Consider the following 25,307-nt stretch of genomic DNA (forward strand, 5'->3'; position numbering starts at 1 on the left):
CAAGAGTTGGGCCAAAGAACAACTCTTGGCAGAGGTGCAAGCGCTGCTGGATGGTTACGGTAAGACATTCCACATCAGTTTCAAGTGATTACTTATTTCAAATTCGTAGTCGTAGTAGAGCCGCGCCACCTCTGTGGACAAGCGCGGTTTTCTTTGGTTTGACGGGCACTTGCGGGCCTGCAAAGGCTGTGCGCTGGTGGGCTGGGGGCCCGTGCGTGAAAGGGGACAACCCGGCCGCAGCGCGTGCGCCTGTGGACAAGGCACGCTTTGCCCGATTTTTGTCCCCAGCTTTTTGCACAGCGCCACGCCCGGCGAACGGGAAATGGGGAACCTGCCCCCATTCCTGGCCACGAATACCCGTGGCAATCCATGCGGCCTCAGGCTTCCTCGTCCGGTTCGATGACCGCAACGATGGCGTTGCGCTCCACCGTCTGTCCCGGCTGGCAGTGGATCGCCGTCACGGTGCCTGCGCATTCGGCGCAGATGCGCATTTCCATCTTCATCGACTCGAGCAGCGCCACCACGGCGCCTTTTTCGACATGGTCGCCCACGGCGGCGTTCACCTTGAGGATCAGGCCCATCATCGGCGCCTTGAGCTCGCCGCTGGCCTGCGCCGCAGCGCTGATGTATGACAGATAGGGCACGGCCTGAAACGCATGCACGCCCTGGCGGTCGTGCAGGTACAGCGTGTCACCGTCCTGGTACAGGCGCACGCGCTCGCGCCGCGCCGCAACGATGGCCAAAAAGTCGTCCCCGCCCGCGGGCTGCAGCGCCACGCGCAGGCTGTCTTCGCCCACGCCTATGCACATGCTGCCGTCGGCCTGCAGCGGCGCAAAGCGGATCGCCACGCTGCCGCCGCGATACGCCATGTGCAGGCTGGGCGCGGCGCTGAGGCTCTCGTCGCCCGTGCCCAGGCTCCAGCCGCTGCAGCCCCAGCCCTGCCACAGCGGCCGTGTCGTGTTGCGGCGCTGCGCGTAGAGCCAGTAGTAGGCCGCGAGCGCGAGCGTCTGGCGCGTCTGCTGCGCGGCGCGCAAGTCCCAGCTTGCGATCTGCTCGTCGATCAGGCGCGTGTGAAAGCGCGCGCTGCGCGTCTCGGGCAGGTCGATCAGGCGCTTGAGGAAGTCGCAGTTCGTCGTCACGCCGAAGATTGCCGTGTCGTCGAGCGCCAGGCGCAACCTGTCGAGCGCGGCGTCGCGCGTGTCGGCGTGCGTGATGAGCTTGGCGAGCATGGGGTCGTAATAGGGCGTGACTTCCATGCCCGCCTCGATGCCGGTTTCCACGCGCACGCCCTCACGCGGAAAACGCACCTGCACGAGCCGCCCCGTCGAGGGCAAAAAGCCCTGCGCCGGGTCTTCGGCGCAGATGCGCGCCTCGACCGCATGGCCGTGCAACTGCACGTCCTCCTGGCGCAGCGGCAGGCCCTCGCCCGCGGCGATGCGCAGCATGAGCTCGACGATGTCCAGGCCCGTGACTGCTTCGGTCACGGGGTGCTCGACCTGCAGGCGTGGGTTGACTTCGAGGAAGTAGTAGTCCTCGCCGCCGACGATGAACTCCACCGTGCCCACGCCGCGGTACTTCAGGCGCTGGCCCAGGCGCACGGCGTCGGCCGTCATGCGCGCGCGCAGCTCGGGGTCGAGCTGGGCCGCGGGCGCTTCTTCGATGAGCTTCTGGTGGCGGCGCTGCAGCGTGCATTCGCGCTCGAACAGGTGGATCACGTGGCCCTTGCCGTCGCCCACGATCTGCACCTCGATGTGGCGGCCGCGCTCGACCAGTTTTTCGACGATCAGCCCGGCGCTGCCGAACGAGCTCTTGGCTTCGCGCATGGCGGCGTCGATTTCGTCCTCCAGCCCCGCGAGCTGCGCGATCGCGCGCATGCCCTTGCCGCCACCGCCGGCCGCGGCCTTGAGCATCACGGGCAGGCCGGTCTGGCGCACCAGCGCGGCGATTTCGGCGCGGTCTTCGCTGGGCGTGCGGCTGCCGGGCACCGTGGGCACGCCTGCGGCCTGCGCCTCCTGCTTGGCCGCGGCCTTGTCGCCCAGGCGGTCTATGACCTCGCCCGTGGGGCCGATGAAGACCAGGCCCGCGGCCTCGACGGCGCGCGCGAACGCGGCGTTCTCGGCCAGAAAGCCGAAGCCCGGGTGGATGGCCTGCGCGCCCGTGGCCTGGGCCGCGGCGATCACCGCGTCCATGCGCAGGTAGCTCTCGGACGCCGGCGCGCCGCCGATTTCGATCGACTCGCCGATCTCCTTGACGTGCAGCGCGTCGCGGTCGGCCACCGAGTGCACGCCCGCCACTTCCACGCCCAGGCGCCGGCAGGTGCGCGCGATGCGGCAGGCGATTTCGCCGCGGTTGGCTATCAGTATTTTCTTGAACATGACAACGGCCCTCACATGCGATAGACGCCGTAGCGCGTGGGAACTTCGGGCACGCAGCCGGCCAGATCGAGCAGCATGCCCAGCACGGGGCGCGTCTCCACGGGGTCTATGACCATGTCGCACCAGGTGTGGCGCGCGAAGTTGTAGGCGTTGGCGAAGTCTTCGAAGGTCTTGCGCACGGGGGCCTTGTAGGCTTCGCGCTCCTCGTCGGTCCAGCTCGTGCCGTCGCGCTTGTGCTGGTCGTCCTTGACCATCGCGAGCGTGGTCGCGGCCTGCTCGGGGCCCATGATGGCGGCGCGGCCGTTGGGCCACATGAGCAGCGCGTTGGGCTTGAACGGGCGCCCGCACATCGCCAGGTAGCCCGCGCCGTAGGAGCCGCCGATGATCAGCGTGTATTTGGGCACGTTGGCACTGGTCATCGCGGTGATCATCTTCGCGCCGTGCTTGGCGATGCCAGCCTCCTCGGCCTCACGCCCGACCATGAAGCCGTTGATGTCGGCCATGAACAGCAGCGGAATGCCGCGCTGGCAGCACAGCTCGATGAACTGCGTGGCCTTCATCGCGCTTTCAGAAAACAGCACGCCGTTGTTGCACAGGATGCCGATCTCGAAACCCATGATGCGCGCAAAGCCGGTGATCAGCGTGTCGCCGTAGCCGGGCTTGAACTCGTGCAGCTCGCTGCCGTCGATCAGGCGCAGCACGATCTCGCGGTTGTCGGTGGGAATGCGCGGGTCGGCGCTGACGATGCCGTAGATCTCGCGCGGGTCGTGCAGCGGCGCGCGCGGCGGCGCCACGTCACGGCGCTGGCGCGGCAGGTCGCCGAGGTTGGCGACGATGTCGCGCAGCATGGCCATGGCGTGGTTGTCGTTTTCGGCCAGGTTGTCCGCGGTGCCGCTGAGCGTGGTCTGGCGCTCGGCGTCGCCGGCGGCCAGCGCGGGCTCGGGGCCGAAGGCCAGCGCGCCCTGCTTGCGCACCATCACCACCTGGTCGCACAGCGCGGGTGCAAACGCCAGGATGTCAGCCGCCGGGCCGTGCACGCTCGCGATCTGCGGCACGCCGTCGCGCGACATGCGCAGCTGGTAGTAGTAAATCGAGCCAAACTGCCCGTCGTCGGGGAACACGCCCGGTTCTTCCTTTTCAGCCGGCGGCGCGGGCTGGGCGAGCATGATGCAGGGCAGGCGGTGCTGCCAGGCAAAGCGCAGCGCGCGCACGTGCTTTTTGCAGGTGATGGCGTTGTAGCTGCCGCCATCGACGCTCGCGTCGTTGGCAATCACCATGCACGGCCGCCCCGCGACCACGCCCACGCCCGTGACGATGGCCGCGCCGGGCGGCTGCCCCGGGTACAGCCCCTCGCCGCCGAGCTGGCACAGCTCCAGAAACGGCGAGCCCGCGTCGAGCAGCGCCGCGACGCGCTCGCGCGCAAGCAGCTGCTTGGCCTGGCGCAGCTTTTCCTGCGCAGGCAGCGGGCCCGCGGCCAGCGCGGCGGCGCGGCGCGCGTGCAGGTCGGCGATGCGCGCCGCGTATGCGGCCTGGTTGGCCTGAAACTCCGGCGTGCCGGCCGAAAGCGAGGATTTCATGACACTCATTGCAAACTCCTCTCGGGCCGGGGTACGTCAGCGGCGATGGGCGCGACGTGGGGGGCGCTGCGGTCGTGGTTCATGGTGCAAGGATGGTGGGGGAAAACTGCGTTGCAAAAATCGTCCGAAGGTAGGTAAGATAACAAACATTTGTTAGTTCACCAAGCCCAAGCCATGACTTCGACTGCACTGCCCACGATCGCGTCCCAGGTCGCCACCGACGATCCGGCCTTCCAGCAACGGTGCGCGGCCTACCAGCGCTTTCTGGCGCAGCTGCAGGAGCGCAGCGCCGAAGCCCTGCAGGGCGGCAGCGCCAAGGCGCGCAAGCTGCACCAGGAGCGCGGCCAGATGCTGCCGCGCGAGCGCATCACCGCGCTGACCGACCCCGGCACGCCGTTCATCGAGCTCGCCCAGCTCGCGGGCGCCGACATGTACGAGGGCGTGCCGCCGGGCGCAACCATCATCACGGGCGTAGGCTGGGTCTGTGGGCGCGCGTGCATGCTGATCATCAACGACGCCACCGTCAAGGGCGGCACCATGTTCGGCATGACCACCAAAAAGCACACGCGCGCGCAGCTGTTCGCGTGGCAGCACCGCCTGCCCTGCATCACCATGGTGCAGTCGGGCGGCGGCTTTCTGCCCGATCTGGCCAACATCTTCCCCGACGAAGGCCAGGCCGGCTCCATCATGTACAACCAGGTCAAGATGTCGTCCGAGGCCATTGCGCAGATCGCCATCGTGCACGGCCCCTCGACCGCGGGCGGCGCCTACATCCCCGCGCTGTGCGACGAGGTGGTCATCATCCGCAGGCAGGGCGCGATGTTCCTCGGCAGCCCGCAGCTCGTGTTCGCCGCGACCGGAGAGGTGATCGACAGCGAAGCCCTGGGCGGCGCCGAAATGCACAGCCGCGTCTCGGGCGTGACCGACCACATCGCCGACGACGACCGCCACGCGCTCGAGATCACGCGCCACATCGTCGCGCACCTGGGCGAGCCGCCGCGCCTGCGCTGGACGCGCGCCGCCGCAGAGCCGCCGCGCTACGAGCCGGCCGAGCTCTACGGCCTGGCGCGCACGCACGCAAGCGACCCTTACCACGCGCACGAAATCATCGCGCGCCTCGTCGATGGCAGCCGCTTTCAGGAGTTCAAGCAACTGCACGGCGAGACGCTGGTCACCGGCTTTGCGCACATCGAGGGCATCGAAGTCGGCGTGCTCGCGGGCAACGGCGCGCTCACCGCGCAGGCCGGCGCCAAAGGGGCGCACTTCATCGAGCTGTGCTGCCAGCGCGACATTCCGCTGCTGTTCCTCGTCGATTCACCGGGCTTTCTGTCGGGCGAGGATTCCGAACGCCAGGGCGTGGGCAAGCACGGCGCCAAGCTCATGAACGCCGTGGCCAATGCCGACGTGCCCAAGTTCACGCTGATCACCGGCCACGCCTGGGGCGCCGCCTACTACGCGCTGTGCGGGCGCGCGCTCAAGCCCAACGCACTGCTGATGTGGCCCAACGCGCGCGCCGCGCTGCGTGCCCCCACAGGCGCCCCCACGGGCACGGCCAGCGGCGCGGCCGAATACGCCGGCGCCATGGACTGGGCACGCCAGCTGTGGTGCGACATGGTCATCGACCCCGTGCAAACGCGCCCCGTGCTCGCCGAGCTGCTCGCCATGGCCGGACGCACTCCCGCCAAAGACACGCAGTACGCGGTGTTTCGCATGTGAATCGCCGCTGCGCGGCCAAGGCACAATGCGCGGACTGCACTGCCCGTGCTTGCTGCAAGGGTGCGCCGCTACAGCAGGCTCGCGGCGGCACCTCCTGCGGCGCCAAGGATGAGCCCACCATGTCCACTGCCGCTTTTTCTGCCCTGACCGCGTCCCCGCAAGACCCTTCCTCCCCGCCCTCCCCCCATGCGCGCCAGCAGCGCCAAGCCGAAGTCGTGCGTGCGCTGCAGCGCGTGCTGCCCGCGCACATGCTGCTGTGGCACAGCGAAGACACCACGCCCTACGAGTGCGACGGCCTCACGGCCTACCGCCAGCGCCCACTGGTCGTGTGCCTGCCCGAAACCGAGGCGCAGGTGCAAGCCGTGCTGCAAACCTGCCACGCGCTGCAGGTGCCCGTGGTGGCACGCGGTGCAGGCACGGGGCTTTCGGGCGGGGCGCTGCCGCATGACATGGGCGTGACGCTCTCGCTCGCGCGCTTCAACCGCATCCTGCAGATCGACCCGCTTGCGCGCACCGCGCGCGTGCAATGCGGCGTGCGCAACCTCGCCATCAGCGAAGCCGCCGCGCCGCACGGCCTGTATTACGCGCCCGACCCAAGCAGCCAGATCGCCTGCACCATCGGCGGCAACGTGGCCGAGAACTCGGGCGGCGTGCACTGCCTCAAATACGGCCTCACGGTGCACAACGTGCTGCGCGTGCGCGGCTTCACGGTGGAGGGCGAGCCCGTCGAATTCGGCAGTGAGGCGCTCGATGCGCCCGGCTACGACCTGCTCGCCGCGGTGATCGGCAGCGAAGGCATGCTGGCCGTGACCACCGAAGTCACCGTGCGCCTGATCCCCAAGCCACAGCTTGCGCGCTGCATCATGGCGAGCTTCGACGACGTGCGCAAAGCCGGCGAGGCCGTGGCCGAAGTCATCGCCGCCGGCATCATCCCGGCCGGGCTGGAGATGATGGACAAGCCCATGATCGCCGCCGTCGAAGACTTCGTGCACGCCGGCTACGACCTCGACGCCGCCGCCATCCTGCTGTGCGAAAGCGACGGCACGCCCGCCGAGGTTCAAGAAGAAATCGAGCGCATGACGCAGGTGCTGCTTGCCGCAGGCGCTACGAAAATCGCAGTAAGCCAGTCCGAGGAAGAGCGCCTGCGCTTTTGGAGCGGGCGCAAAAACGCCTTCCCCGCGAGCGGCCGCATCAGCCCCGACTACATGTGCATGGACTCGACCATCCCGCGCAAGCGCCTCGCCGACATGCTCCAGGCCATCGCCGCGATGGAGCGCAAGTATCAACTGCGCTGCGTCAACGTGTTCCACGCTGGCGACGGCAACCTGCACCCGCTGATCCTGTTCGACGCCAACGACCCAGACCAGCTGCACCGCTGCGAGCTGTTCGGCGCCGACATCCTCGAAACCAGCGTGGCCATGGGCGGCACCGTGACCGGCGAGCACGGCGTGGGCGTGGAAAAGCTCAACTCCATGTGCGTGCAGTTTTCCGCCGAGGAAAACGCGCAGATGCATGCCCTCAAGGCCGCCTTCGACCCCGCAGGGCTGCTCAACCCCGGCAAGGTCATCCCCACGCTGCACCGCTGCGCCGAGTACGGCAAGATGCTGGTGCGCGGCGGGCAGCTCGCGCACCCGGAGCTGGAGCGGTTTTGAGCACCCCCCGTCATTGCGCGGGCCGCAAGGCCCGCGGCAATCCATGCGCCTTGACAACAGCACCAGCGCACGCCGCGAAGGGCAGAACTGGATTGCCGCGCCCCTATGGGGCTCGCAATGACGGCTTGCTTTGCAGCAGTCCCAATGACCGTCAGACGTTCGCCAACGCCTGCTTAGGTGCGCAGCGCCGCCGAATGGACAATCTGGGTTCCACTTGACCGAGCAGGAAGTCGTGCTGCTGGTAGCGGCATATGCCAAGGCCGACCGAGCCAACATGCTTGCGGCAGAAATCAAAAAAGGGGTGTGACATGGACATCCAGAAAATCGACATTGCAAAAGTGGCAGCGGCCATCGAAGCCGATGCCGGCGAGGCCCTGCCCGATCTGCATCAGGCGCTCGCTGAAGCAAGGGCCGGCCTTGGCCGGATGACGACGCCCGCACAAATGCTGGTGCGTCAAGCACGTGAAAGAACCGGCCTGACGCAAGCGGCGTTCGCGGCGCGGATAGCAACCCCTGTGGCCACGCTGCGCGACTGGGAACAGGGAAGATTCGCCCCGCCGGGCGGAGTGGTTTGCCTGCTGAAGCTCATCATCAAGCACCCGGAGCTGGTGCAAGAACTGGCCGCTGCATAAGCAGCGCCCCCTGTCGGCGTCGGCAAGCCAGACCTGGGTTACCTCAACTCCATCAGCTTTCGCGCCTGCCCATCCCGTTCAACCTGGATGGTTCATTCGGACGCGGGATGATCGTTCCCCGTCATTGCGAGGGCCCCAAGGCCCGCGGCAATCCATGCGGCCATGGCAACAGCACTGGCGCACGCCGCGAAGGGCAGAACTGGATTGCCGCGCCCCTGCGGGGCTCGCAATGACGGTTTGCTTTGCAGCGCCGCCGAGCGCACCTCCCGGCATCCTCCCTGCGCATTCGCAGCCGACGATTCCAAAGTCCGACAGGCTCCTAGCTTCACCCGGAAATCGGGGGCAAATTCCAACTTCCACCCATGCGCAGTTGTCAGACCTTACGTCCACCGGTATAGTATCTACATTTGTTGCTACACCAAGGTGAATCGTGAAAGTTCTCGTGAAAAAATGGGGCAATAGCGCTTCGGTACGCATCCCGGCTGCTGTCATGGCGGCAAGTCGGTTGCGTATCGATCAGCCCGTGGATGTTCGCGAGGAAGGTGGGTGCATCATCATCGAGCCGCTGCGCGAAGACGAGCTCGAGACGCTCATTGAGGGCATCACGCCCGACAACCTGCATGGCGAGGTCGGCTTTGGCCCGGCGGTCGGCAAAGAGGCTTTCTGATACAGAGGGTGGCGCAAGCGATCGATCCCCCGATGGATGAGGCACGAGAGATGGGGCTCTACGTTCCGGATGCCGGCGACATCGTTTGGCTGCTGTTCGACCCCCAGGCAGGGCACGAACAAGCCGGACACAGGCCAGCACTGGTGCTGAGTCCGGCGAGCTACAACGCGCGTGCCGGACTCATGCTGTGCTGCCCGATGACCACACAGATCAAAGGCTACCCGTTCGAGGTCTTGATCGCCGGCGCCAAGCCCAGCGCCGCGCTCGCCGATCAAGTGAAAAGCGTGGACTGGAGGGCGCGCAAGGCAACGCGCAAAGGCAAGGTAACTGCGACAGAACTGTCGCAGGTGCGCCGTAAAGCCATCGCGTTGATCGGAAAGCCCTGAGTAGAACCTTGGCATCCTCTCGGGCCCTGCCGCACTCACTTCGGCAATTCATCGCCTTCCAGCGGTTGGCGATTTTTCACCTGCAACAAAAGCTTGGCCAGATCGTCTTTTTGGGCGTTCGCGGCGCGCTGTGCAAAAAATTCGGCCGTCTCCAAGGCAGACACCTTTTCGGCCACAGCCACGGTAATGAATTGATTCAACGATGCCTGATCCCGCTCGGCCAATCGCTTGGCATGGGCGTAAAGAGATTCTGGCAAACGCAATGCAAAAGTGCTCATCGCTGCTTCTCCAGCATCAGCAGTAATTCTGCAGGGGTCAGCACCTGCAAACCAAAACTTGGGGCAACCCGCACAAAATCACGGGTGTTGTGCGTGACTATGGCCTGGACTTGCCCATTCACGGCTGCCTCCAGCACCATCTCATCGCCAGGATCACGCAATTGGGGCCGCCAAACGTAGTGCAGCATCACCGGATGCACCCAAACGGCCAGTGCCGAAAGCACGGCATCCATCTCCGCGGCACTGAAGCCGTGCAAAGCCCGGATTTCATCCCGCTTGAGCACGGATTCATACTCCAGCCAAAGTGCCGTCGATGCCGCGATTTGTATCTCCTCAGTGGCGATGGCTTGCAAAACAGCATACGAAGCGCCACGGGAACTCGTCAGACCAGCGACCAGCACATTGGTATCCAGCAACACGCGGATCATGATGCTGCCGATGGTATCACCAACCACTTCGGGGAAATTGACGCTCTGCCGTGCGGCTTCCCACGCTTGACCAAAGGCCGAGCGCAGCGTAGGCCCGTTTGGTATCCCCGCCCTTTCTGGCTGCGCCGAGGAGCGCAGCGCCCGGCGGATCAAGGGCGCGCGATTGTTTGAGCGCAGCGAGTTTCGCGCGACCCCGCCGGGCGCGAGCACCGCAGGTTGCCCTGGGCGCCGAGCAGGCGCACAGGGACGCAGACAGCAGGGTCGCCTTCTTTTGCCTACTTTTCTTGGCGAGACAAGAAAAGTAGGTGCGCCGCCGGGCGCACATCCCGGCATCCTCCCTGCGCACCATTTCCACCACCCAGAAATCGGAATCTGCCCCCCCATTCCCCGATCCCCCCGTCATTGCGAGCCCCGCAGGGGCGCGGCAATCCAATTCTGTCCATCGTGGCATGCGCCTGCGCTGTTGCCAAGACCCCATGGATTGCCGCGGGCCTTGCGGCCCTCGCAATGACGGGGCGGGGGCAGGCGTGGCGGCGCACCTTCGGCGCTTTTCCCCCGTCCGAACGGCGCTGCCACTTGTCTTTCTTATGTGCTATTTCAAATTCGTAGTCGTAGTAGAGCCGCGCCGCCTCTGTGGACAAGCGCGGTTTTCTTTGGTTTGACGGGCACTTGCGGGCCTGCAAAGGCTGTGCGCTGGTGGGCTGTGGCTCCGTGCGTGAAAGGGGACAACCCGGCCGGAGCGCGTGCACCTGTGGACAAGGCACGCTTTGCCCGATTTTTGTCCCCAGCTTTTTGCACATCCCAATCCAGCGCTGCGCCTGGCAAAAAATTTGCACAAAAAGTTACACCAGCCCTCAAGTTTTGTGCGCGTCTGGCCGAAAACCCATGCATCAAGGCCAGCGTGCCTTGTGCGAAGCGGCAGCGCAGGGTGCAGTGCCCTGGGGTGCCACCAAGGCAGCAATGCCGCACATCCGGTTTTCTCTCGAAGGAGCTATCACCATGCCATCGGTCGTCAATACCAACCTGCAGTCGCTCAATGCGCAACGCAACCTGGCCACTTCCCAAAACTCGCTCGCCACCGCAATGCAGCGCTTGTCCTCGGGCCTGCGCATCAACAGCGCCAAGGACGACGCCGCGGGCCTCGCGATTTCCGACCGCATGACGGCGCAAATCCGGGGTCTTTCGGTGGCCAGCCGCAACGCCAACGACGGCATCTCGCTGTCGCAGACCGCCGAAGGCGCGCTCGGCTCGATCACCGACAGCCTGCAGCGCCTGCGCGAACTCGCCGTGCAATCGGCCAACGGCACCAACCAGGGTGTGGACCGGGCCGCCATCAACAGCGAAGCCAAACAGCTGCTCTCCGAAATCAACCGCGTGGCCACCACCACGACCTTCAACGGCAAGAAGTTGCTCGACGGCTCGTTCAAAAACGTCAGCTTCCAGGTGGGTGCGAACGTGGGCGACACCATCTCGGTGTCGGTGGGCAAGATGGACGCCAAGTCGCTGGGCAGCGCCGCCACGGCAGCCATCACCTCGGCGCAAAATGCTTCAAACAAAGCTTTGAAAGAAGGCGACCTGTTCATCAACGGCGTGGCCATTGGTGCCTCGGTGGCGAGCGCAGACACGGCGTCTTCTACCGGCAATGACTACAGCGCCATCGCCAAAGCCGCGGCCATCAACGCCAAATCGGCACAAACCGGCGTGACCGCGCAGGTCAACGCCACCGAAGTCGGTGGCAGCGCCATGACTGCCGCGGCCAGCAGTGGCAAGGTCACCATCAATGGAGTCGATATCGACGTCAGCACGACCACGGACGCCGCTGCTTCGCGCGCTTCGGTGGTGGCGGCCATCAACGCCAAGGCCCAGCAAACGGGCGTGACAGCCATAGACACGGGGCTGGACAGCGGCGGCGTCAAGCTCGTCGCGGCCGATGGGCGCAATGTGACCGTGGAATTCGGCACCGGTGTCAGCGCTGATACCACCGGTCTGGCTAAAGCAGATACCTACACCGGCTCCTACACCCTGGTGTCCGACAAGGACATCACCATCGCCAGCAGCAATGCCGGCAACATCACGAACTCGGGCCTGCGCGCCGGCACCTTCAGCGCGCAGACTGCGTACGCCTCGGGTGTGCCGCTGACGACGGCTTTGGGTACCTCAACCACCACGGCGATCAAGGCCGGTGATTTTTCCATCAACGGCACGCTGGTGGGCGATTCGCTGGCCAGCAGCGACACGGCGTCGTACAACGCTAAGAGCAGCAGCGCCATCGCCAAGGCGGCAGCGATCAACGCGATCTCGTCCAAGACCGGCGTGACGGCTGTGGCCAATGCGAACGAGGTGGCGGGTGCGGCGATGACGGCAGCTGCGACCCAAGGAACCCTGACCATCAATGGTGTGACTACGGGAACGATCACTACCGCCGGCACCTCGGCCGCCGATGATCGCCAGGCCGTGGTCGATGCGATCAACAAAATCTCTGCGCAAACGGGCGTGGTGGCCATCAACACCAATGACGACGCCACGGGCGTGAAGCTCGTGGCCGCCGACGGGCGCAACATCACGGTGACGCAAAACACCGCAGGCACCCTGACGGCTGCATCCACGGGCTTGAACAGTGCATTGCTGGCTAATCAGACCGGTGCCACTGCCACTCCTGCAGAGAACAACGCAGGCACCTTCCTCGGCAGCGTCACGCTGTCTTCGGTCAGCGCCTTCACGATCGAGCGCGGTACCACGACGGGCGCCGTGCTCACGGACAGCCTGGGCCTCAACGTGGGCACCTACGGCGCGGGCCGCAGCGGGCAGGCACTGGACACCATAGACCTGGGCACGGCGGACGGCGCCACGGCAGCGCTCACGGCCATCGACAACGCCCTGTCCACCGTGAACAGCGCGCGTGCCGACCAGGGTGCGATCCAGAACCGCTTCAGCGCCGTCACGGCGAACATTGCCTCGACGTCGGAAAACCTCACGGCCGCACGCAGCCGCATCCAGGATGCCGACTTTGCGGCCGAGACGGCCAACCTCTCGCGCGCCCAGGTGCTGCAGCAGGCCGGCACGGCCATGGTGGCGCAGGCCAACCAGCTGCCGCAAGGCGTGCTGACGCTGCTGCGCTAAAACGCGGCGGGCGGTGCTGGCTGCGCGGAGGGTATCCGCGCAGTCGGCGCTGCCAGAAAATGGAAAGTGCAATGGGCAAAAAGCGGTGTATCGGCAGGTCCGGTGGCCGCTTTTTGCGCTTTTCAAGGGTGGCAATGCTGGCATGATGCGGCTTTTGCCGGGGCGCACGGGGGCGCGCAGGTTTGCGCGCTTTCGGCCGCCCGTTTGTTGGGAGTTTCACCATGGCGACTTCTTCTGTCGGTTCCGCTTCGGGCTCGCTGTCCTCCATCGGTCTGGGCAGCGGCCTGGACGTGAACACCATCATTTCGCAGCTGCGCACCATCGAGGAAAAGCCGCTCACGACGCTGCAGACCAAGGCCACGCTGCTCGACACCAAGATTTCGGCGTTCGGGCAGATTCAGTCGCTGTTTGCTTCGCTCGGCGATGCGGCGGGCAAGCTCGCGCAGTCTTCGACCTGGAACGCGCGCACGGTGACTTCATCCAACCCCAGCGCGGTGAGCGCCACGGCCAGCAATGCGGCGGCCGTGACCACGCTCACGGTCGAGGTGCAGCAGCTTGCCAAGCCGCAGATCGCCACGACCACCGCCGTGCCCGCAGGCAAAACGCTGGGCGCGGGCACGCTCACGCTGCAGCTGGGCACTTGGGCCGACGACGGCAACGGCGGCAAGACCTTCACCGCGGGCAGCAGCACGCCGGTGACGCTCAACATTGCGGCGGGCACCAGCCTCTCGGGCGTGGCCGCGCAGATCAACCAGGCCAACGCAGGCGTCAGCGCCACGGTGGTCAGCGGCACCAACGGCGCGCAACTCGTGCTGCGCTCCAAAAATACGGGCGCGGCGCAGGGCTTTCAGATGAGCACCACGAGCAGTGGCACACCTGCTGCTGACCAAGTGGCACTTGACACGCTCACGCTCGACCAAAGCTCGCCGGGCATGCAGTGGGCGCAGGACGCCCGGGCCAGCATCAACGGCATCGCCGTGCAGTCGGCGAGCAACACGCTCAACGATGCCGTGACCGGCATGAGCATTACGCTGGCCCAGACCACGGCAGCGGGCGCACCGGTGCAGATCGACGTGGGCAACGATACGGCATCGATGCAAAAAGCCGTGCAGGACTTCGTTTCTGCCTACAACGCGCTCAACCAGATGATCACCAACCTCACCTCATTCGACAGCAGCGCGCCGCAGGGCCAGGGCGGCTCGCTGCTGCAGGGCGACTCGACGGTGCTGATGCTGCAAAGGCAGCTGCGCAACATCGTCGGCTCGGTCGTGGGGGATGGCGGTGCTTATGGCAGTTTGGCCGACATAGGCATCAGCATGCCCAAGAGCACGGGCGGCAAGGTCACGAGCACGGACTTGCAGATCGACACCGCCAAGCTCTCGGCAGCCTTTGCCGCAGACCCGGACAAGGTCAAAAATCTGTTCACCGCCGACACGGGCAATTCCGACACCAAGGGGATCGCGCTCAAGCTGAGCGATTTCACGACGGGTGTGCTGGGCGCCCAAGGCATTTTTGCAACCAAGTCGCAGTCCTTGCAAACGCAAAAAAAATCGATCACCGACCAGGAAGACCGCATCAGCGCACGCATAGACCAATGGGAGACGAACCTGCGCAAGCAATACACGGCGCTCGATTCGACCATGGCGCAGATGACGGCGCTCAACAACTACGTGTCGCAGCAGATCGCGCAGTGGAACAAGACGGGCAATAACAACAATTGAGGCTGGCTACAGAAGGCTTTGGGCTTGAGTTTTGCGCATTTGCGCCGATACCTAAGGCATCTGCTTTTGTTGCATGGACACCATCATGACGAACCCCGCTTTTTCACGTGCTGCCACTGCGTACCAATCCACCGGCATAGAAACCAGCGTGAATGGTGCCAGCCCACACCAGCTGATCGTGCTTTTGTTCGACGGCCTGCTGCAGGCCCTGAATGCAGCGCGCGTGGCCATGCAGCGCAAAGACATCGAGGCCAAAGGCAAACAGATCGTGCGTGCGGTGCGCCTGCTGGAAGAGGGTCTCAAGGCCGGCCTCGACATGGAGCGCGGCGGCGAGATCGCACGCAATCTGCGCACGCTCTACGACTATTGCACCCAGCGCCTCACGCACGCCAACCTGCACAATGACGTCGCCGCGATCGAAGAGGTGCAGCGCCTGATCGCCCCCGTGGCCGACGCCTGGAAGCAGATCGGCACGCAGGCGCAAGAAGCAACGCCCATGGCGCAGGCGGCGCAAAGGGCGGCATCGTCGGTGCCCCCTCAGGCGGCAAAGCAGCGTCCCGGTGGCGCTTACGCTGCGGGCCTGTCCGCCTACAGCGCAATGGCTTGAGATCAGGCGTGAGCTTTTTATGCTGATAGATCGCTACAAAGCCATAGAACGCAGCAGCCAGCAAATGCTGCAGGCCGCGCAGGTCCAGGACTGGGAGGGTATGGCCCGCTGGGAGGGGGTATGCAGTGCGCAGATCGCGCAATTGCAGCAGCAGGCCCAAAACGAATCCCTCGCACCTGAACAGCGCCAGGAAAAGACGGGGATTTTGCTGCGCATTCTGCGCAATGATGCGCAAGTGCGCACCCTCATGGAGCCATGGATGGGCCGGTTGGAGCCCCTGTTGCGCCCACCCCCGCAGACGCACTGAAGTCTCGACCCTGCCGGTCAGCCCCTTTGCAGCCCAGGCCATATGGCCTGGGCTGTTTTGTTTTATCTGCCCTATAGCAGCGAACAAGGCGGTGAACAGGTGTTTTATTGACGAATTGAGTTGCCGCGTTGGCTCCAAAAATCGAGCCATCGACAAATCCGGCGGAAGTGCCCTGGGTTTTCGAGGTGTGGCCAGCGCCAACAGCTGGCGCTGGTTCGGCAGCAATGCCGATTTTTTGGTTTACCTCAAGGACTTGGATCATGCCTTCGATCATCAATACCAACCTGCAGTCGCTCAACGCGCAGCGCAACCTGGCCACTTCCCAAAACTCCCTGGCCACGTCCATGCAGCGCCTGTCCTCGGGCCTGCGCATCAACAGCGCCAAGGACGACGCCGCGGGCCTCGCGATTTCCGACCGCATGACGACGCAAGTCCGCGGTCTGGCCGTGGCTGCGCGCAACGCCAACGACGGCATCTCGCTGTCGCAGACCGCCGAAGGCGCGCTCGGCTCGATCACCGACAGCCTGCAGCGCCTGCGCGAACTCGCCGTGCAGTCGGCCAACGGCACCAACCAGGGCGTGGACCGGACCTCGCTCAACGCCGAAGCCAAACAGCTGCTCTCTGAAATCAACCGCGTGGCCACCACCACCACCTTCAACGGCAGAAAGCTGCTCGACGGCTCGTTCAAGAACATCAGCTTCCAGGTGGGTGCGAACGTGGGTGACACCATCTCGGTGTCGGTGGGCAAGATGGACACCAAGTCGCTGGGCAGCGCCGCCACGGCAGCCATCACCTCGGCGCAAAATGCCTCGAGCAGCCCATTGAAAGACGGCGATCTGTTCATCAACGGCGTAGGCATAGGCCCCTCTCTGGCCAGTGCCGACACGGCTTCTTACACCGCCAAGGACTCCAGCGCCATCGCCAAAGCCGCGGCCATCAACGCCAAATCGGCACAAACCGGCGTGACCGCGCAGGTCAACGCCACCGAAGTCGGTGGCAGCGCCATGACTTCGCCTAATACAGCGACCAGCGGCACTGTCACCATCAATGGAGTCGATATCGGCGTCAGCACGACCACGGACGCCGCAGCCTCGCGCGCCTCGGTGGTGGCGGCCATCAACGCCAAGGCCCAGCAAACGGGCGTGACGGCCATAGACACGGGGCTGGACAGCGGTGGTGTCAAGCTCGTCGCGGCCGATGGGCGCAATGTGACCGTTGCATTCGGCGGCACCGTCACCGCCGCCACCACCGGTCTGGCTGCACCAGATACCTACACCGGCTCCTACACCCTGGTGTCCGACAAGGACATCACCATCGCCAGCAGCAATGCCGGCAACATCACGCGCTCGGGCCTGCGCGCCGGCACCTTCAGCGCGCAGACCGCATACGCCTCGGGTGTGCCGCCGACGGCGGGTGTAACAACCACCACGGCGATCAAGGCCGGTGACTTTTCCATCAACGGCACGCTGGTGGGCGATTCGCTGGCCAGCAGCGACACGGCGTCGTTCAACGGCAATAGCAGCAGCGCCATCGCCAAGGCGGCAGCGATCAACGCGATCTCGTCCAAGACCGGCGTGACGGCTGTGGCCAATGCGAACGAGGTGGCGGGTGGCACGACACCCATGACCGCGGGAGCGAGCTCGGGAACGCTGGTCATCAATGGTGTGACTACGGGCGCCATCTCCACGACGGCTTCATCAACGACAGCGGACAACCGCCAGGCCGTGGTCGATGCGATCAACAAAATCTCCGCGCAAACGGGCGTGGTGGCCATCAACACCAATGACGACGCCACGGGCGTGAAGCTCGTGGCCGCCGATGGGCGCAACATCACGGTGACGCAAGCATCTGGTAATTTATCGGATGCATCCACGGGCTTGAATGCTGCACTACTCACGGTGGCTGGCACACCGACACAAGCGCAACTGGACGCAGCCACCTTCCTCGGCAGCGTCACGCTGTCTTCGGTCAGCGCCTTCACGATCGAGCGCGGTACTTCGACGGGCGCCGATCTGAGCCAAAGCCTGGGTCTTGGCGTGGGGACGTACGGCGCGGGCCGCAGCGGGCAGGCGCTCGAAAGCCTGGACTTGAGCACGGCAGAAGGCGCGACGGCAGCGCTCACGGCGCTGGACAATGCCCTTTCTACCGTGAACAGCGCGCGTGCCGACCAGGGTGCGATCCAGAACCGCTTCAGCGCCGTCACGGCGAACATTGCCTCGGCATCGGAAAACCTCACGGCCGCACGCAGCCGCATCCAGGATGCCGACTTTGCCGCAGAAACCGCCAACCTCTCGCGCTCGCAAATTCTGCAGCAGGCGGGCACGGCCATGGTGGCGCAGGCCAACCAGCTGCCGCAGCAGGTGCTCAAGCTGTTGCAGTAATTCTTCTCCGGCAAATAAGCCAAAACCGCGCAGGCAGTTGTTTGCGCGGTTTTGTTTTTGGGGCGGCAGCCTTGAGTTTTCTGGTGTGCAGCCGATAAAGAGGATACGACGATGACATAAGAATTTTGTGAGTGTGCAATCCGTACACTCGATAGGAAATTGATCCATGCCGAGTCAATTGATCGACTACTACAAAGCCCTTGAAGACAGCAGCCAAAAGATGTTGCAGGCCGCGCAGCTGCAAGACTGGGAGGGCGTGGCGCGCTACGAGGGCACTTGCGCGGTGTTGATCGAGCAGTTGCGCTACCAGGCCCAGCACGAAACCCTGGCGCCCGAGCAGCGCAAGCTCAAGGCCGCGATCATGCGCCGCATCCTGCGTAACGACGCCGAGATCCGCCTCTTGGCCGAGCCCTGGCTCGCGCAGTTCGAGCACCTGTTCGAAGGCCAGCCGATGGCGATGCACTGAGGCTTTTTTCGTAAGGGACTGAATTTTGACTATATTCGGTCCTTTGAACCCAGATTGTTCGTTAGGACGCGGGATGGTGGCGAGGCGGCTGGCGTGGCAGTTTGGTCGCGGGTGAGAAGTCCATGGCCAGTGCCATGGATGCCGAAGCCGCGGCCAAAATGACCGGCAGACGTCCGCCAACGCCCGCGTAGGTGCGAAGCACCGCCTAATGGACAATCTGGGTTGAATCATCAGCCGCGCCATGAAGCTATCCACCCAGGTCAAACCCATCAGCTACCTCAAGAGCCACGCCGCGCAGATCGTGAAAGACGTTTCCGAATCGCGCGAGTCCATCTTGATTACCCAGAATGGCGAGGCCAAGCTGGTGGTGATGGACGTGCATTCTTACGAGCAGCAGCAGGAAGCCTTGGCGCTGCTGAAGTTGCTCGCGCTGGGCAAAAGCGACATCGCACAAGGGCGCTTTCGCGATGTACAGGATGTATTTGCGGAGCTGGATCAGGAAGACAGCAAGTGAAGGCGGTTTTTCTGCCGGGTGCGGAAGAAGACCTGAAGGAACTGCGCCGCTATGTCATCCAGCGCTTCGGAAAAAACACCTGGAGTGACACCTACGGAAAAATCAAAACCTCTGTGCGCAGCCTCCAAGCATTTCCTTTGGCAGGTTCCGTTCCAGAGGAATTAGCCGATCTGGGCCTCGGGCAGTACCGCCAGGTGATCTCTGGCATGAACCGCATCATTTACGAGGTGGGCAATGAGGTGCTCTACATCCATATCGTTTGTGATACGCGCAGGGATATGCAAACGTTGCTCGTCAACCGCCTTCTGCGAATGACGAAAAAATAACGCAGAACGTTCATCCCCTGTCCTTATGAACAAGCAGGGTTTACCATGTTTTATGCTTCTAGTGCCCTAGCGATGGGCGCTAATTGCTATTTTTGAAATAGCAATTCACGCGCCAGCGCCAGGTATTCGTGCACCGGGACTTCCTCGGCGCGGCGCTGGGTGTCGAAGTGGCCCGCGTAGGCGCGCCCTTCGAGCCAGCGCCCCAGCGTGTGGCGCAGCAGCTTGCGGCGCTGGCTGAACGCGACTTGCACCAGCTCGCTCAGCAGCGCCGGCGGCAGCTCGGGCGCGCCGGGCAGCGGCAGCATGCGCACCACGGCGCTGTCCACGCGCGGCGGCGGCTCGAAGCTCGCGGGCGGCACGTGCAGCAGGTTTTCCATGGCGTAGCGCCATTGCAGCATCACCGACAGGCGCCCGTAGTCGGCCGTGGCGGGCTGCGCGACCATGCGTTGCACGACCTCTTTTTGCAGCATGAAGTGCTGGTCTGCAATCACGCCGACGTGATCGAGCAGGTGGAACAGGATGGGCGTGGAGATGTTGTAGGGCAGGTTGCCGACGACGCGCAGTTTGTGCGCCGGGGCGGCTGCGGCAGGGTTTGCGCCGGCGCCGCCCAGGCGCGCGGCGAGCGCGGTGAAGTCAACCTGGAGCACGTCGGCTTCGATCACTTCGAGCTGCGGGTGCTGGCGCAGACGCGCGGCCAGGTCGCGGTCGAGCTCGATCACGGCGAGCTGGCCCAGGCGCTCGACCAGCGGCTGCGTGAGCGCCGCGAGGCCGGGGCCGATTTCGACCATGGCCTGGCCCGGCTGCGGCGCGATGGCGCGTACGATGGCGTCGATGATGGCGCTGTCGGCCAGGAAGTGCTGGCCGAAGCGCTTGCGCGCGCGGTGTTGCCGGGGTTGCGTCACTGTGGCGGGTCGCGGTATTCGATGTAGGCGCGGCCGCGCAGCTCTTGCAGCCAGGTGGTGTAGGCCTGCTCGGCTTTTTGCTCGCGCACGGTGTCGCGCGCCATGTCGCGCAGCTCGCGCTGGCTGGGTTTGACTTCGCGGCGTTCGAGCACCTGGATCAGGTGCACGCCAAAGCGCGTGACCACGGGTTCGCTGATCTCGCCGGGTTTCAGGGCGTTCATGGCTTCTTCGAATTCGGGCACGAAGCGGCCGGGGTTGACCCAGCCCAGGTCGCCGCCTTGCTTGGCGCTGCCGTCTTGCGAGTATTCGCGCGCGAGGTCGGCAAAGTCGGCCGTGCCCGCGAGCATGCGCCGGCGCAGCTCGGCCAGGCGCGCGGCGGCGGCGGTTTCGCTCAGTTGCGGGCCGGTGCGCAGCAGGATGTGGCGCACGTGGCTTTGCGTGATGACGGCAGGAATGCCGGCGTTGTTGCGCTCCACGACCTTGAGGACGTGAAAGCCCGCACCCGAGCGCAGCGGGCCGGCGATGGCGCCCACGGGCAGCGTGGCGACGGCGTTGGCGAACAGCTCGGGGTAGCGCTCGAGCGGGCGCAGGCCCATGAGGGTGCCGGCGGCACCGAGCTGCGCATCGGCAAGTTCGCGCGCCACGGTGGCGAAGTCTTCGCCTGCGCGCAGGCGATCGGCCGCGGCCTGGGCGCGCGCCTGGCGCTGGGCGACTTCGGCAGGGGCAGCGTTTTCGGGCACGGGCACGAAGAAATGTGCGAGGTTGACTTCGGCCTTGGCCGCGGCGTTTTCGGAGCGCTGCTGTTGCAGGTATTGATCGACGTCGAGGTCGGTCACGCGCACGCGCGACTGCACTTCGCGGTCGCGCAGGCGCTGCAGGAGCAGCTGGTTGCGCAGCTCTTCACGAAAGCTCTTGCGGCTGATGCCTTGCTCGGCCAGGCGGCGGTAGAAGTCTTCGACGCTGAGCTGGTTTTGATGCGCGACGTTGCGTTCGGCCTGATCGACGGCGTAGTCATCGACGCGGATGCCGGTTTCCTTGGCCTCTTGCAATTGCACTTTTTCGAGGATGAGCTGCTCGAGCACTTCGCGCGCGAGCACTTCGCGCGGCGGCGCGGCAGCGCCTTGCTGGGCGATCTGCCGCTCGATGCGCGCCATGCGGTTGCGCACCTCATTGTTGGTGATGGGCTCGGAGTTGACGAGTGCGACGATGTAGTCGGCCTGTTGCTGCGTCTGGCTCGGGTTTGCGCTGAATGCGGGCGTGGAAATGGACGTGGACGCGGGCGTTTGCGGCGCGGGGCGCGTGAGGCCCTTGCCGGCGCCGGCCGCTGGGCGCAGGCCCTGCGCGGCGGCGTTTTGCAGCGCAAGGCCGCAAAGGCAGGCCAGACACGTCAGGAGCAGGGCAAGAAAACGGTGGTTCATGGTGGCGGTCAATCGTAATTGCTGAAGCGGCTGGGCAGCGCACGCGCCGCAGGGTCGTGCAGGGCTTGGTAGCGCGGCACATTTTGCTTGAGCGCCGCGAGCGGGTCCTGGCCCAGGCTCAGGCGCGAGAAGCCGACGAATTCGATCTGGAACAGCAGGCGCGTGTTGGCGCTGATGAGGCTGTTTTGCAGCCGGTCGATGACCACGCGGCCGACCCAGCAGCAGCCGTCGTACTCAAACCCTACGACCATGTCGACGAGCTTTTTGTCGCGCATGCTGTAGTCCAGCCGCCCCACGGTGTACCAGCGGCCGCTGCCCGTGTGCGCGGCTTTGCCGTCCTTGCGCGCGCCGGCGTCGGACGCGCTTGCACTAGCGCTGGAGCTCAAGGGCCATTGCCAGCCCAGGTCGATCTGCTCGCTGGTGCCGCGCTGCAGCCGGTACGCGGCGCTGAGGGTGCGGTAGTTGCCGGGCGTGTAGTTGGCGCTCACGGTGGAGCTGATGGAGCGGTGCGTATGCGGGTTGTATTGCACGACGGAGTCGAAGCCCCATTGCGGCGTCCAGTTCAGGCCCGCGCCCAGCAGGATGTCGGAGACGCGATCGGTGACGGGCGCTTCGCCGGGCATGGTGACTTGCTGGTCTTTGAAGCGCAGGCGCTGCGCGACGCCCAGGCGCAGCGAGTCGGCGCCGGTGTCGGGGTCGAGAAAGCGCGTGGTCACGCCCAGCGTGAGCAGGTTGTTGTCGGCGATGCGGTCGTCGCCGACGTAGGAGTTCTCGGTGTAGATGTTGGCAAAGTTGTAGTCCTTGGCCGCGGTGTCGTAGATGGGCAGCAGGTGCTGGTCGCGGTAGGGCGTGTAGGTGTAGAAGGCGCGCGGCTCGAGCGTCTGCAGGAAGTTGCGCCCGAGCAGCTGCGTGTCGCGCTCGAACACCAGGCCGCTGTCCAGACTGAAAGTGGGCACGGTGCGGCTCGCGGATTTGCTGCCGTTGATGAGCGGGCTATCGAATTGGTAGTTCGTGGCGTTGAGCTGCAGGCGCGGCGTGATGAAACTGCCCGGGGTCAGAAAGGGGCGGCTGACTTGCGCCTGCAGGTAGCTGCGGTCGGCGTTGGGCTGGTTGGTGAGAAAGCGGTCGGCCTGAAAGCGCGTGGTATCGACTTCGACGCTGGTCTCGAAGCCGTGGCGCAGGTCGCTCGGGGCGTAGCGCCATTGCAGCTGCGGCATGCGGTCGTAGGGCGGCACGATGGGCGCGTTGATGTCCTGCTGGGTTTGCCACTTGAGCGTGTGCACCTGCGCCGTCATGTCGTTGGCCGCCCAGGAGAGCATCATTTCGCTGGGCAGCAGGCGCTCTTGCGTGGGGTTGGTGCCCACGGTGGCGGCATGGCCGAAGTCGCGCCAGTAGTCGTTGTCGCTCACACGGTTGAGGTTCAGGTGCAGGTTCAGGTTGCCGATACCGGTGGCGTCTATGCTGCCGTCGTGCTTGGCGGTGTAGGTCCAGCGGTCGCGGTCGCGCAGGGAATCCGAGGGCATGTATTGGGCCTTGAGCTCGCCCTGGTAGTTGCTCTCGAGGTAGCGGAATTCGCCCCCCGCGTTCACGCCGCGGCGCGCCATCACGGTGCCGGTGAAGGTGGCGTCGCGGTTGGGCGCGATGTTCCAGTAGTAGGGCTGCGAGTATTCGAAGCCGCTGCGGCTGTCCAGGCCGAAGGTGGGCGGCAGAAAGCCGGACTTGCGCTTGTCCGACAGCGGGAAGCTGATGTGCGGTATGGGCAGCACCGGCATGCCCTTGAATTCGAGCACGCCGTCGTCGGCCACGCCCACGTCCTCCTCCTGGTCGAGGTGGATGGTCTTGGCGCGCAGGATCCAGGCGGGCTGCCAGCTCGCGCTGTCGTTTTTCTCGCAGGTGGTGTAGGTGGCGTCGTGCACCACGGAGCGGTCGGAGTCGATGAAGTCCACGCGCGCGGCGTCGCCGTAGGCGCCATTGGCCAGAAAGCGGTAGTGCGCGTCGGTGAAAAAGCCCTGGAACGCATCCACGTGCAGGTCGAGCGCGGTGCCCTCGAAGATGTTGCCCTCGCGGTTGATGTGCACATGGCCGCGCGCTTTGGCCAGGTCTTCGGGCGCGAGGTATTCGAGGCGGTCGGCGCGGATCATGGTGTCGCCGCGGCGCAGCTCGGCGTTGCCCTCGACCTGCACGTTCAAGTCGGTCTGGCCCGTGACGCGGTCGCCGCGCACGTAGATCGGCAGTTGCCGGCGCAGGTCGCGGGGGATGGTTTCCTGCAGCTGCACGCTCGGGTGCAGGCGCGGCCGGCCCCAGCCGTCCAGCGCTGCGCTGTCGGCCCCTGGGGCGCCAGCGCCGGAGGCGGATGCTGCGGCTGCGGGCGGCTGGGCGACATCCTGCGCGAACGCGCCCGCCGGCACGCAGCACCAGGCGAGCGCGAGCGCATAGGCTAGGGGGCGCAACCTTGGACGCGAGAGCATCCGCTGCGCTGCGGCAGCCGCAGCACGGGGGGTGGGTGGTTTCTGCACGGTGGAAAACTGGCAGCGGGGCACGGACGAGAAGGCGGTGAAGTGCGATGGAATGCGATCGAGAAACGCAAACGCGGCAAATAGAATCCGATTATCCATGAGCCATCCCAAGCCCTTGCCCCCGACCCCCGAGCGGGCCACGAATTGCGGCCCTGCTACCCCATCGGCGGCCGTCTCCGTGGCCGCCCCCGCTGCGCTACCCGCCGCTGCCACCGCTGCCCCCAGCGCCATCGCCTGGCCCGGCGCGGCGCGGCAGGCGGCCTTCGAAGCCTGGCTTGCGCCGCTCGCCGCCACGCACGGTTTGCGCCCCGAGAGCCTGCGCCCGGCCTCGGCGGACGCGAGCTTCAGGCGCTATCTGCGCATAGACCGCGCCGCGGGCGGCAGCTGCATCGTCATGGACGCGCCGCCCGAGCTCGAGGACTGCCGCCCTTTCGTGCGCGTGCAGGCGCTCATGGCGGCCGCGGGCCTGCGCGTGCCGCAGATCCTTGCCTGGGACGAGGCTGACGGCTTCATGCTGCTGAGCGACCTGGGCGCGCACACGCTCATCGAGGCGCTAGCCCCGGCTGCGCCTGCGGCCGCACAAGGCTGGTATCTGCAGGCCGTGGAAGTGCTGATCGAGTGGCAAAAAGCCTCGCGCCCCGGCGTGCTGCCCGCCTACGACGAAGCGCTGCTGCGCCGCGAGCTTGCCCTGTTCCCCGACTGGTACTTGGTCCGGCACCGCGGAATCCAGCTCGACGAGGCACAGCAAAACACCCTCGCGCGCGCCTTCGACGCCATCGTCGCGCACAGCCTGGCCGCGCCCAGCGTGTTCGTGCACCGCGACTTCATGCCGCGCAACCTGATGCTGCCCACGCGCGAAGGGGAGCCGCTGGGCGTGCTCGATTTTCAGGATGCGGTGTACGGCCCCATCACCTACGACATCGCGAGCCTGCTGCGCGACGCCTTCATCAGCTGGGACGAGGAATTCGTCATCGACATCACCGTGCGCTACTGGGAAAAGGCGCGCCGCGCGGGCCTGCTGGGCGCGGCCAGCGCCTCGGGCTGGGGCGCGGACTTTGGCGATTTTTACCGCAGCGTGGAGTGGATGGGGCTGCAGCGCCACCTCAAGGTCGCGGGCATTTTTGCGCGCCTCACGCTGCGCGATGGCAAGCCCAAATACCTCGCGGACGCGCCGCGCTTCATCGCCTACATCCGCGCCACCGCGAGCCGCTACCGCGAGCTTGCGCCGCTGTTGCGCCTGCTCGACCAGATCGAAGGGGTGCAGGAGCAAAGCGGCTGGGCCTTCGGCCGGGTTTCATGAGTCAAATCGGTCTCTAGT

At 65.5% G+C, this 25,307-nt stretch carries 21 protein-coding genes; 14 read left to right on the forward strand and 7 right to left on the reverse strand.

Going from position 1 to position 25,307, the window contains the following annotated elements; genetic code table 11:
• Positions 1 to 377 precede the first annotated feature (377 nt).
• The gene (locus DFR45_RS13150) at positions 378 to 2,375 is read right to left on the reverse strand and encodes an acetyl/propionyl/methylcrotonyl-CoA carboxylase subunit alpha (protein ID WP_114484208.1); all 1,998 of its coding nucleotides are present in this window, start codon (positions 2,373 to 2,375) and stop codon (positions 378 to 380) included.
• Between the two features lie 11 nt (positions 2,376 to 2,386).
• Positions 2,387 to 3,961, reverse strand: coding sequence for a carboxyl transferase domain-containing protein (locus DFR45_RS13155; RefSeq protein WP_114484209.1), 1,575 nt, complete (start codon positions 3,959 to 3,961; stop codon positions 2,387 to 2,389).
• A 180-nt stretch (positions 3,962 to 4,141) separates the two neighbouring features.
• Between DFR45_RS13155 and DFR45_RS13160 the strand changes: the two genes are divergently transcribed.
• From DFR45_RS13160 to mazF, 5 genes are all read left to right on the forward strand, one after another.
• Complete coding sequence (locus DFR45_RS13160; protein WP_421782803.1) at positions 4,142 to 5,668, forward strand: acyl-CoA carboxylase subunit beta; 1,527 nt, start codon at positions 4,142 to 4,144, stop codon at positions 5,666 to 5,668.
• 119 nt (positions 5,669 to 5,787) lie between these two features.
• Positions 5,788 to 7,320 (forward strand): FAD-linked oxidase C-terminal domain-containing protein, encoded by a 1,533-nt coding sequence (locus tag DFR45_RS13165; protein WP_114484242.1) that lies wholly within the window; start codon positions 5,788 to 5,790, stop codon positions 7,318 to 7,320.
• A 308-nt stretch (positions 7,321 to 7,628) separates the two neighbouring features.
• On the forward strand, positions 7,629 to 7,952 hold the full coding sequence (locus DFR45_RS13170; RefSeq protein ID WP_114484211.1) for a helix-turn-helix domain-containing protein: 324 nt from the start codon (positions 7,629 to 7,631) through the stop codon (positions 7,950 to 7,952).
• Between the two features lie 430 nt (positions 7,953 to 8,382).
• Complete coding sequence (locus DFR45_RS13175; protein WP_114484212.1) at positions 8,383 to 8,619, forward strand: AbrB/MazE/SpoVT family DNA-binding domain-containing protein; 237 nt, start codon at positions 8,383 to 8,385, stop codon at positions 8,617 to 8,619.
• 8 nt (positions 8,620 to 8,627) lie between these two features.
• Positions 8,628 to 9,005: an endoribonuclease MazF gene (gene mazF / locus DFR45_RS13180; protein ID WP_241659465.1), complete on the forward strand. Its 378-nt coding sequence runs from the start codon at positions 8,628 to 8,630 to the stop codon at positions 9,003 to 9,005.
• A gap of 35 nt (positions 9,006 to 9,040) precedes the next feature.
• Here the strand turns inward: mazF and DFR45_RS13185 are convergent, their stop codons facing one another.
• Together DFR45_RS13185 and DFR45_RS13190 are read right to left on the reverse strand one after the other, a co-directional pair.
• On the reverse strand, positions 9,041 to 9,283 hold the full coding sequence (locus DFR45_RS13185) for a toxin-antitoxin system HicB family antitoxin (protein ID WP_114484213.1): 243 nt from the start codon (positions 9,281 to 9,283) through the stop codon (positions 9,041 to 9,043).
• Entirely contained in the window at positions 9,280 to 9,921 is a 642-nt protein-coding gene (locus tag DFR45_RS13190; protein WP_241659464.1) for a putative toxin-antitoxin system toxin component, PIN family, read from the reverse strand. Before DFR45_RS13190 ends, DFR45_RS13185 begins: the two co-directional genes overlap by 4 nt.
• A gap of 789 nt (positions 9,922 to 10,710) precedes the next feature.
• Here DFR45_RS13190 and DFR45_RS13195 point away from each other — a divergent pair.
• The 8 genes from DFR45_RS13195 (at position 10,711) to DFR45_RS13230 (ending at position 19,153) form a co-directional block, all read left to right on the forward strand.
• On the forward strand, positions 10,711 to 12,831 hold the full coding sequence (locus DFR45_RS13195) for a flagellin N-terminal helical domain-containing protein (RefSeq protein ID WP_114484244.1): 2,121 nt from the start codon (positions 10,711 to 10,713) through the stop codon (positions 12,829 to 12,831).
• 221 nt (positions 12,832 to 13,052) lie between these two features.
• Entirely contained in the window at positions 13,053 to 14,552 is a 1,500-nt protein-coding gene (fliD, locus tag DFR45_RS13200; RefSeq protein ID WP_114484215.1) for a flagellar filament capping protein FliD, read from the forward strand.
• Positions 14,553 to 14,637: 85 nt separating this feature from the next.
• Entirely contained in the window at positions 14,638 to 15,159 is a 522-nt protein-coding gene (gene fliS / locus DFR45_RS13205) for a flagellar export chaperone FliS (protein ID WP_114484245.1), read from the forward strand.
• A gap of 19 nt (positions 15,160 to 15,178) precedes the next feature.
• Entirely contained in the window at positions 15,179 to 15,466 is a 288-nt protein-coding gene (locus DFR45_RS13210) for a flagellar protein FliT (protein WP_114484216.1), read from the forward strand.
• 260 nt (positions 15,467 to 15,726) lie between these two features.
• Positions 15,727 to 17,847, forward strand: coding sequence for a flagellin N-terminal helical domain-containing protein (locus tag DFR45_RS13215; protein WP_114484217.1), 2,121 nt, complete (start codon positions 15,727 to 15,729; stop codon positions 17,845 to 17,847).
• A 166-nt stretch (positions 17,848 to 18,013) separates the two neighbouring features.
• A complete protein-coding gene (locus tag DFR45_RS13220; RefSeq protein ID WP_114484218.1) occupies positions 18,014 to 18,313 on the forward strand; it encodes a flagellar protein FliT in 300 nt (99 codons plus the stop codon).
• Positions 18,314 to 18,554: 241 nt separating this feature from the next.
• On the forward strand, positions 18,555 to 18,827 hold the full coding sequence (locus tag DFR45_RS13225) for a type II toxin-antitoxin system Phd/YefM family antitoxin (RefSeq protein ID WP_114484219.1): 273 nt from the start codon (positions 18,555 to 18,557) through the stop codon (positions 18,825 to 18,827).
• Positions 18,824 to 19,153 (forward strand): type II toxin-antitoxin system RelE/ParE family toxin, encoded by a 330-nt coding sequence (locus DFR45_RS13230; RefSeq protein ID WP_114484220.1) that lies wholly within the window; start codon positions 18,824 to 18,826, stop codon positions 19,151 to 19,153. Before DFR45_RS13225 ends, DFR45_RS13230 begins: the two co-directional genes overlap by 4 nt.
• A gap of 86 nt (positions 19,154 to 19,239) precedes the next feature.
• Here the strand turns inward: DFR45_RS13230 and rsmA are convergent, their stop codons facing one another.
• From rsmA to DFR45_RS13245, 3 genes are read right to left on the reverse strand one after another with little or no spacing between them, the layout of a single operon-like run.
• Positions 19,240 to 20,055, reverse strand: coding sequence for a 16S rRNA (adenine(1518)-N(6)/adenine(1519)-N(6))-dimethyltransferase RsmA (gene rsmA, locus DFR45_RS13235; protein WP_114484221.1), 816 nt, complete (start codon positions 20,053 to 20,055; stop codon positions 19,240 to 19,242).
• Positions 20,052 to 21,473 carry a peptidylprolyl isomerase gene (locus DFR45_RS13240; protein WP_114484222.1) on the reverse strand — a complete coding sequence of 474 codons (1,422 nt, stop codon included), beginning with the start codon at positions 21,471 to 21,473 and terminating at the stop codon, positions 20,052 to 20,054. Before DFR45_RS13240 ends, rsmA begins: the two co-directional genes overlap by 4 nt.
• Before the next feature lie 8 nt (positions 21,474 to 21,481).
• Positions 21,482 to 23,941 (reverse strand): LPS-assembly protein LptD, encoded by a 2,460-nt coding sequence (locus DFR45_RS13245; protein WP_114484246.1) that lies wholly within the window; start codon positions 23,939 to 23,941, stop codon positions 21,482 to 21,484.
• Positions 23,942 to 24,086: 145 nt separating this feature from the next.
• Between DFR45_RS13245 and DFR45_RS13250 the strand changes: the two genes are divergently transcribed.
• Complete coding sequence (locus tag DFR45_RS13250) at positions 24,087 to 25,289, forward strand: aminoglycoside phosphotransferase family protein (protein WP_114484223.1); 1,203 nt, start codon at positions 24,087 to 24,089, stop codon at positions 25,287 to 25,289.
• Positions 25,290 to 25,307: the final 18 nt, after the last annotated feature.

Source organism: Extensimonas vulgaris, from assembly GCF_003337425.1.
GTDB lineage: Bacteria > Pseudomonadota > Gammaproteobacteria > Burkholderiales > Burkholderiaceae_C > Extensimonas > Extensimonas vulgaris.

What these genes read in the sequence shown, in the direction of transcription:
- DFR45_RS13155 (WP_114484209.1), bottom strand. Translation starts at nt 3,961, where the DNA reads ATGAGTGTCATGAAATCCTCGCTTTCGGCCGGCACGCCGGAGTTTCAG.
- DFR45_RS13210 (WP_114484216.1), top strand. Translation starts at nt 15,179, where the DNA reads ATGCTGATAGATCGCTACAAAGCCATAGAACGCAGCAGCCAGCAAATG.
- DFR45_RS13150 (WP_114484208.1), bottom strand. Translation starts at nt 2,375, where the DNA reads ATGTTCAAGAAAATACTGATAGCCAACCGCGGCGAAATCGCCTGCCGC.
- DFR45_RS13165 (WP_114484242.1), top strand. Translation starts at nt 5,788, where the DNA reads ATGTCCACTGCCGCTTTTTCTGCCCTGACCGCGTCCCCGCAAGACCCT.
- fliS (WP_114484245.1), top strand. Translation starts at nt 14,638, where the DNA reads ATGACGAACCCCGCTTTTTCACGTGCTGCCACTGCGTACCAATCCACC.
- DFR45_RS13170 (WP_114484211.1), top strand. Translation starts at nt 7,629, where the DNA reads ATGGACATCCAGAAAATCGACATTGCAAAAGTGGCAGCGGCCATCGAA.
- DFR45_RS13240 (WP_114484222.1), bottom strand. Translation starts at nt 21,473, where the DNA reads ATGAACCACCGTTTTCTTGCCCTGCTCCTGACGTGTCTGGCCTGCCTT.
- DFR45_RS13215 (WP_114484217.1), top strand. Translation starts at nt 15,727, where the DNA reads ATGCCTTCGATCATCAATACCAACCTGCAGTCGCTCAACGCGCAGCGC.
- DFR45_RS13195 (WP_114484244.1), top strand. Translation starts at nt 10,711, where the DNA reads ATGCCATCGGTCGTCAATACCAACCTGCAGTCGCTCAATGCGCAACGC.
- DFR45_RS13185 (WP_114484213.1), bottom strand. Translation starts at nt 9,283, where the DNA reads ATGAGCACTTTTGCATTGCGTTTGCCAGAATCTCTTTACGCCCATGCC.
- fliD (WP_114484215.1), top strand. Translation starts at nt 13,053, where the DNA reads ATGGCGACTTCTTCTGTCGGTTCCGCTTCGGGCTCGCTGTCCTCCATC.
- DFR45_RS13225 (WP_114484219.1), top strand. Translation starts at nt 18,555, where the DNA reads ATGAAGCTATCCACCCAGGTCAAACCCATCAGCTACCTCAAGAGCCAC.
- DFR45_RS13220 (WP_114484218.1), top strand. Translation starts at nt 18,014, where the DNA reads ATGCCGAGTCAATTGATCGACTACTACAAAGCCCTTGAAGACAGCAGC.
- DFR45_RS13245 (WP_114484246.1), bottom strand. Translation starts at nt 23,941, where the DNA reads ATGCTCTCGCGTCCAAGGTTGCGCCCCCTAGCCTATGCGCTCGCGCTC.
- DFR45_RS13250 (WP_114484223.1), top strand. Translation starts at nt 24,087, where the DNA reads ATGAGCCATCCCAAGCCCTTGCCCCCGACCCCCGAGCGGGCCACGAAT.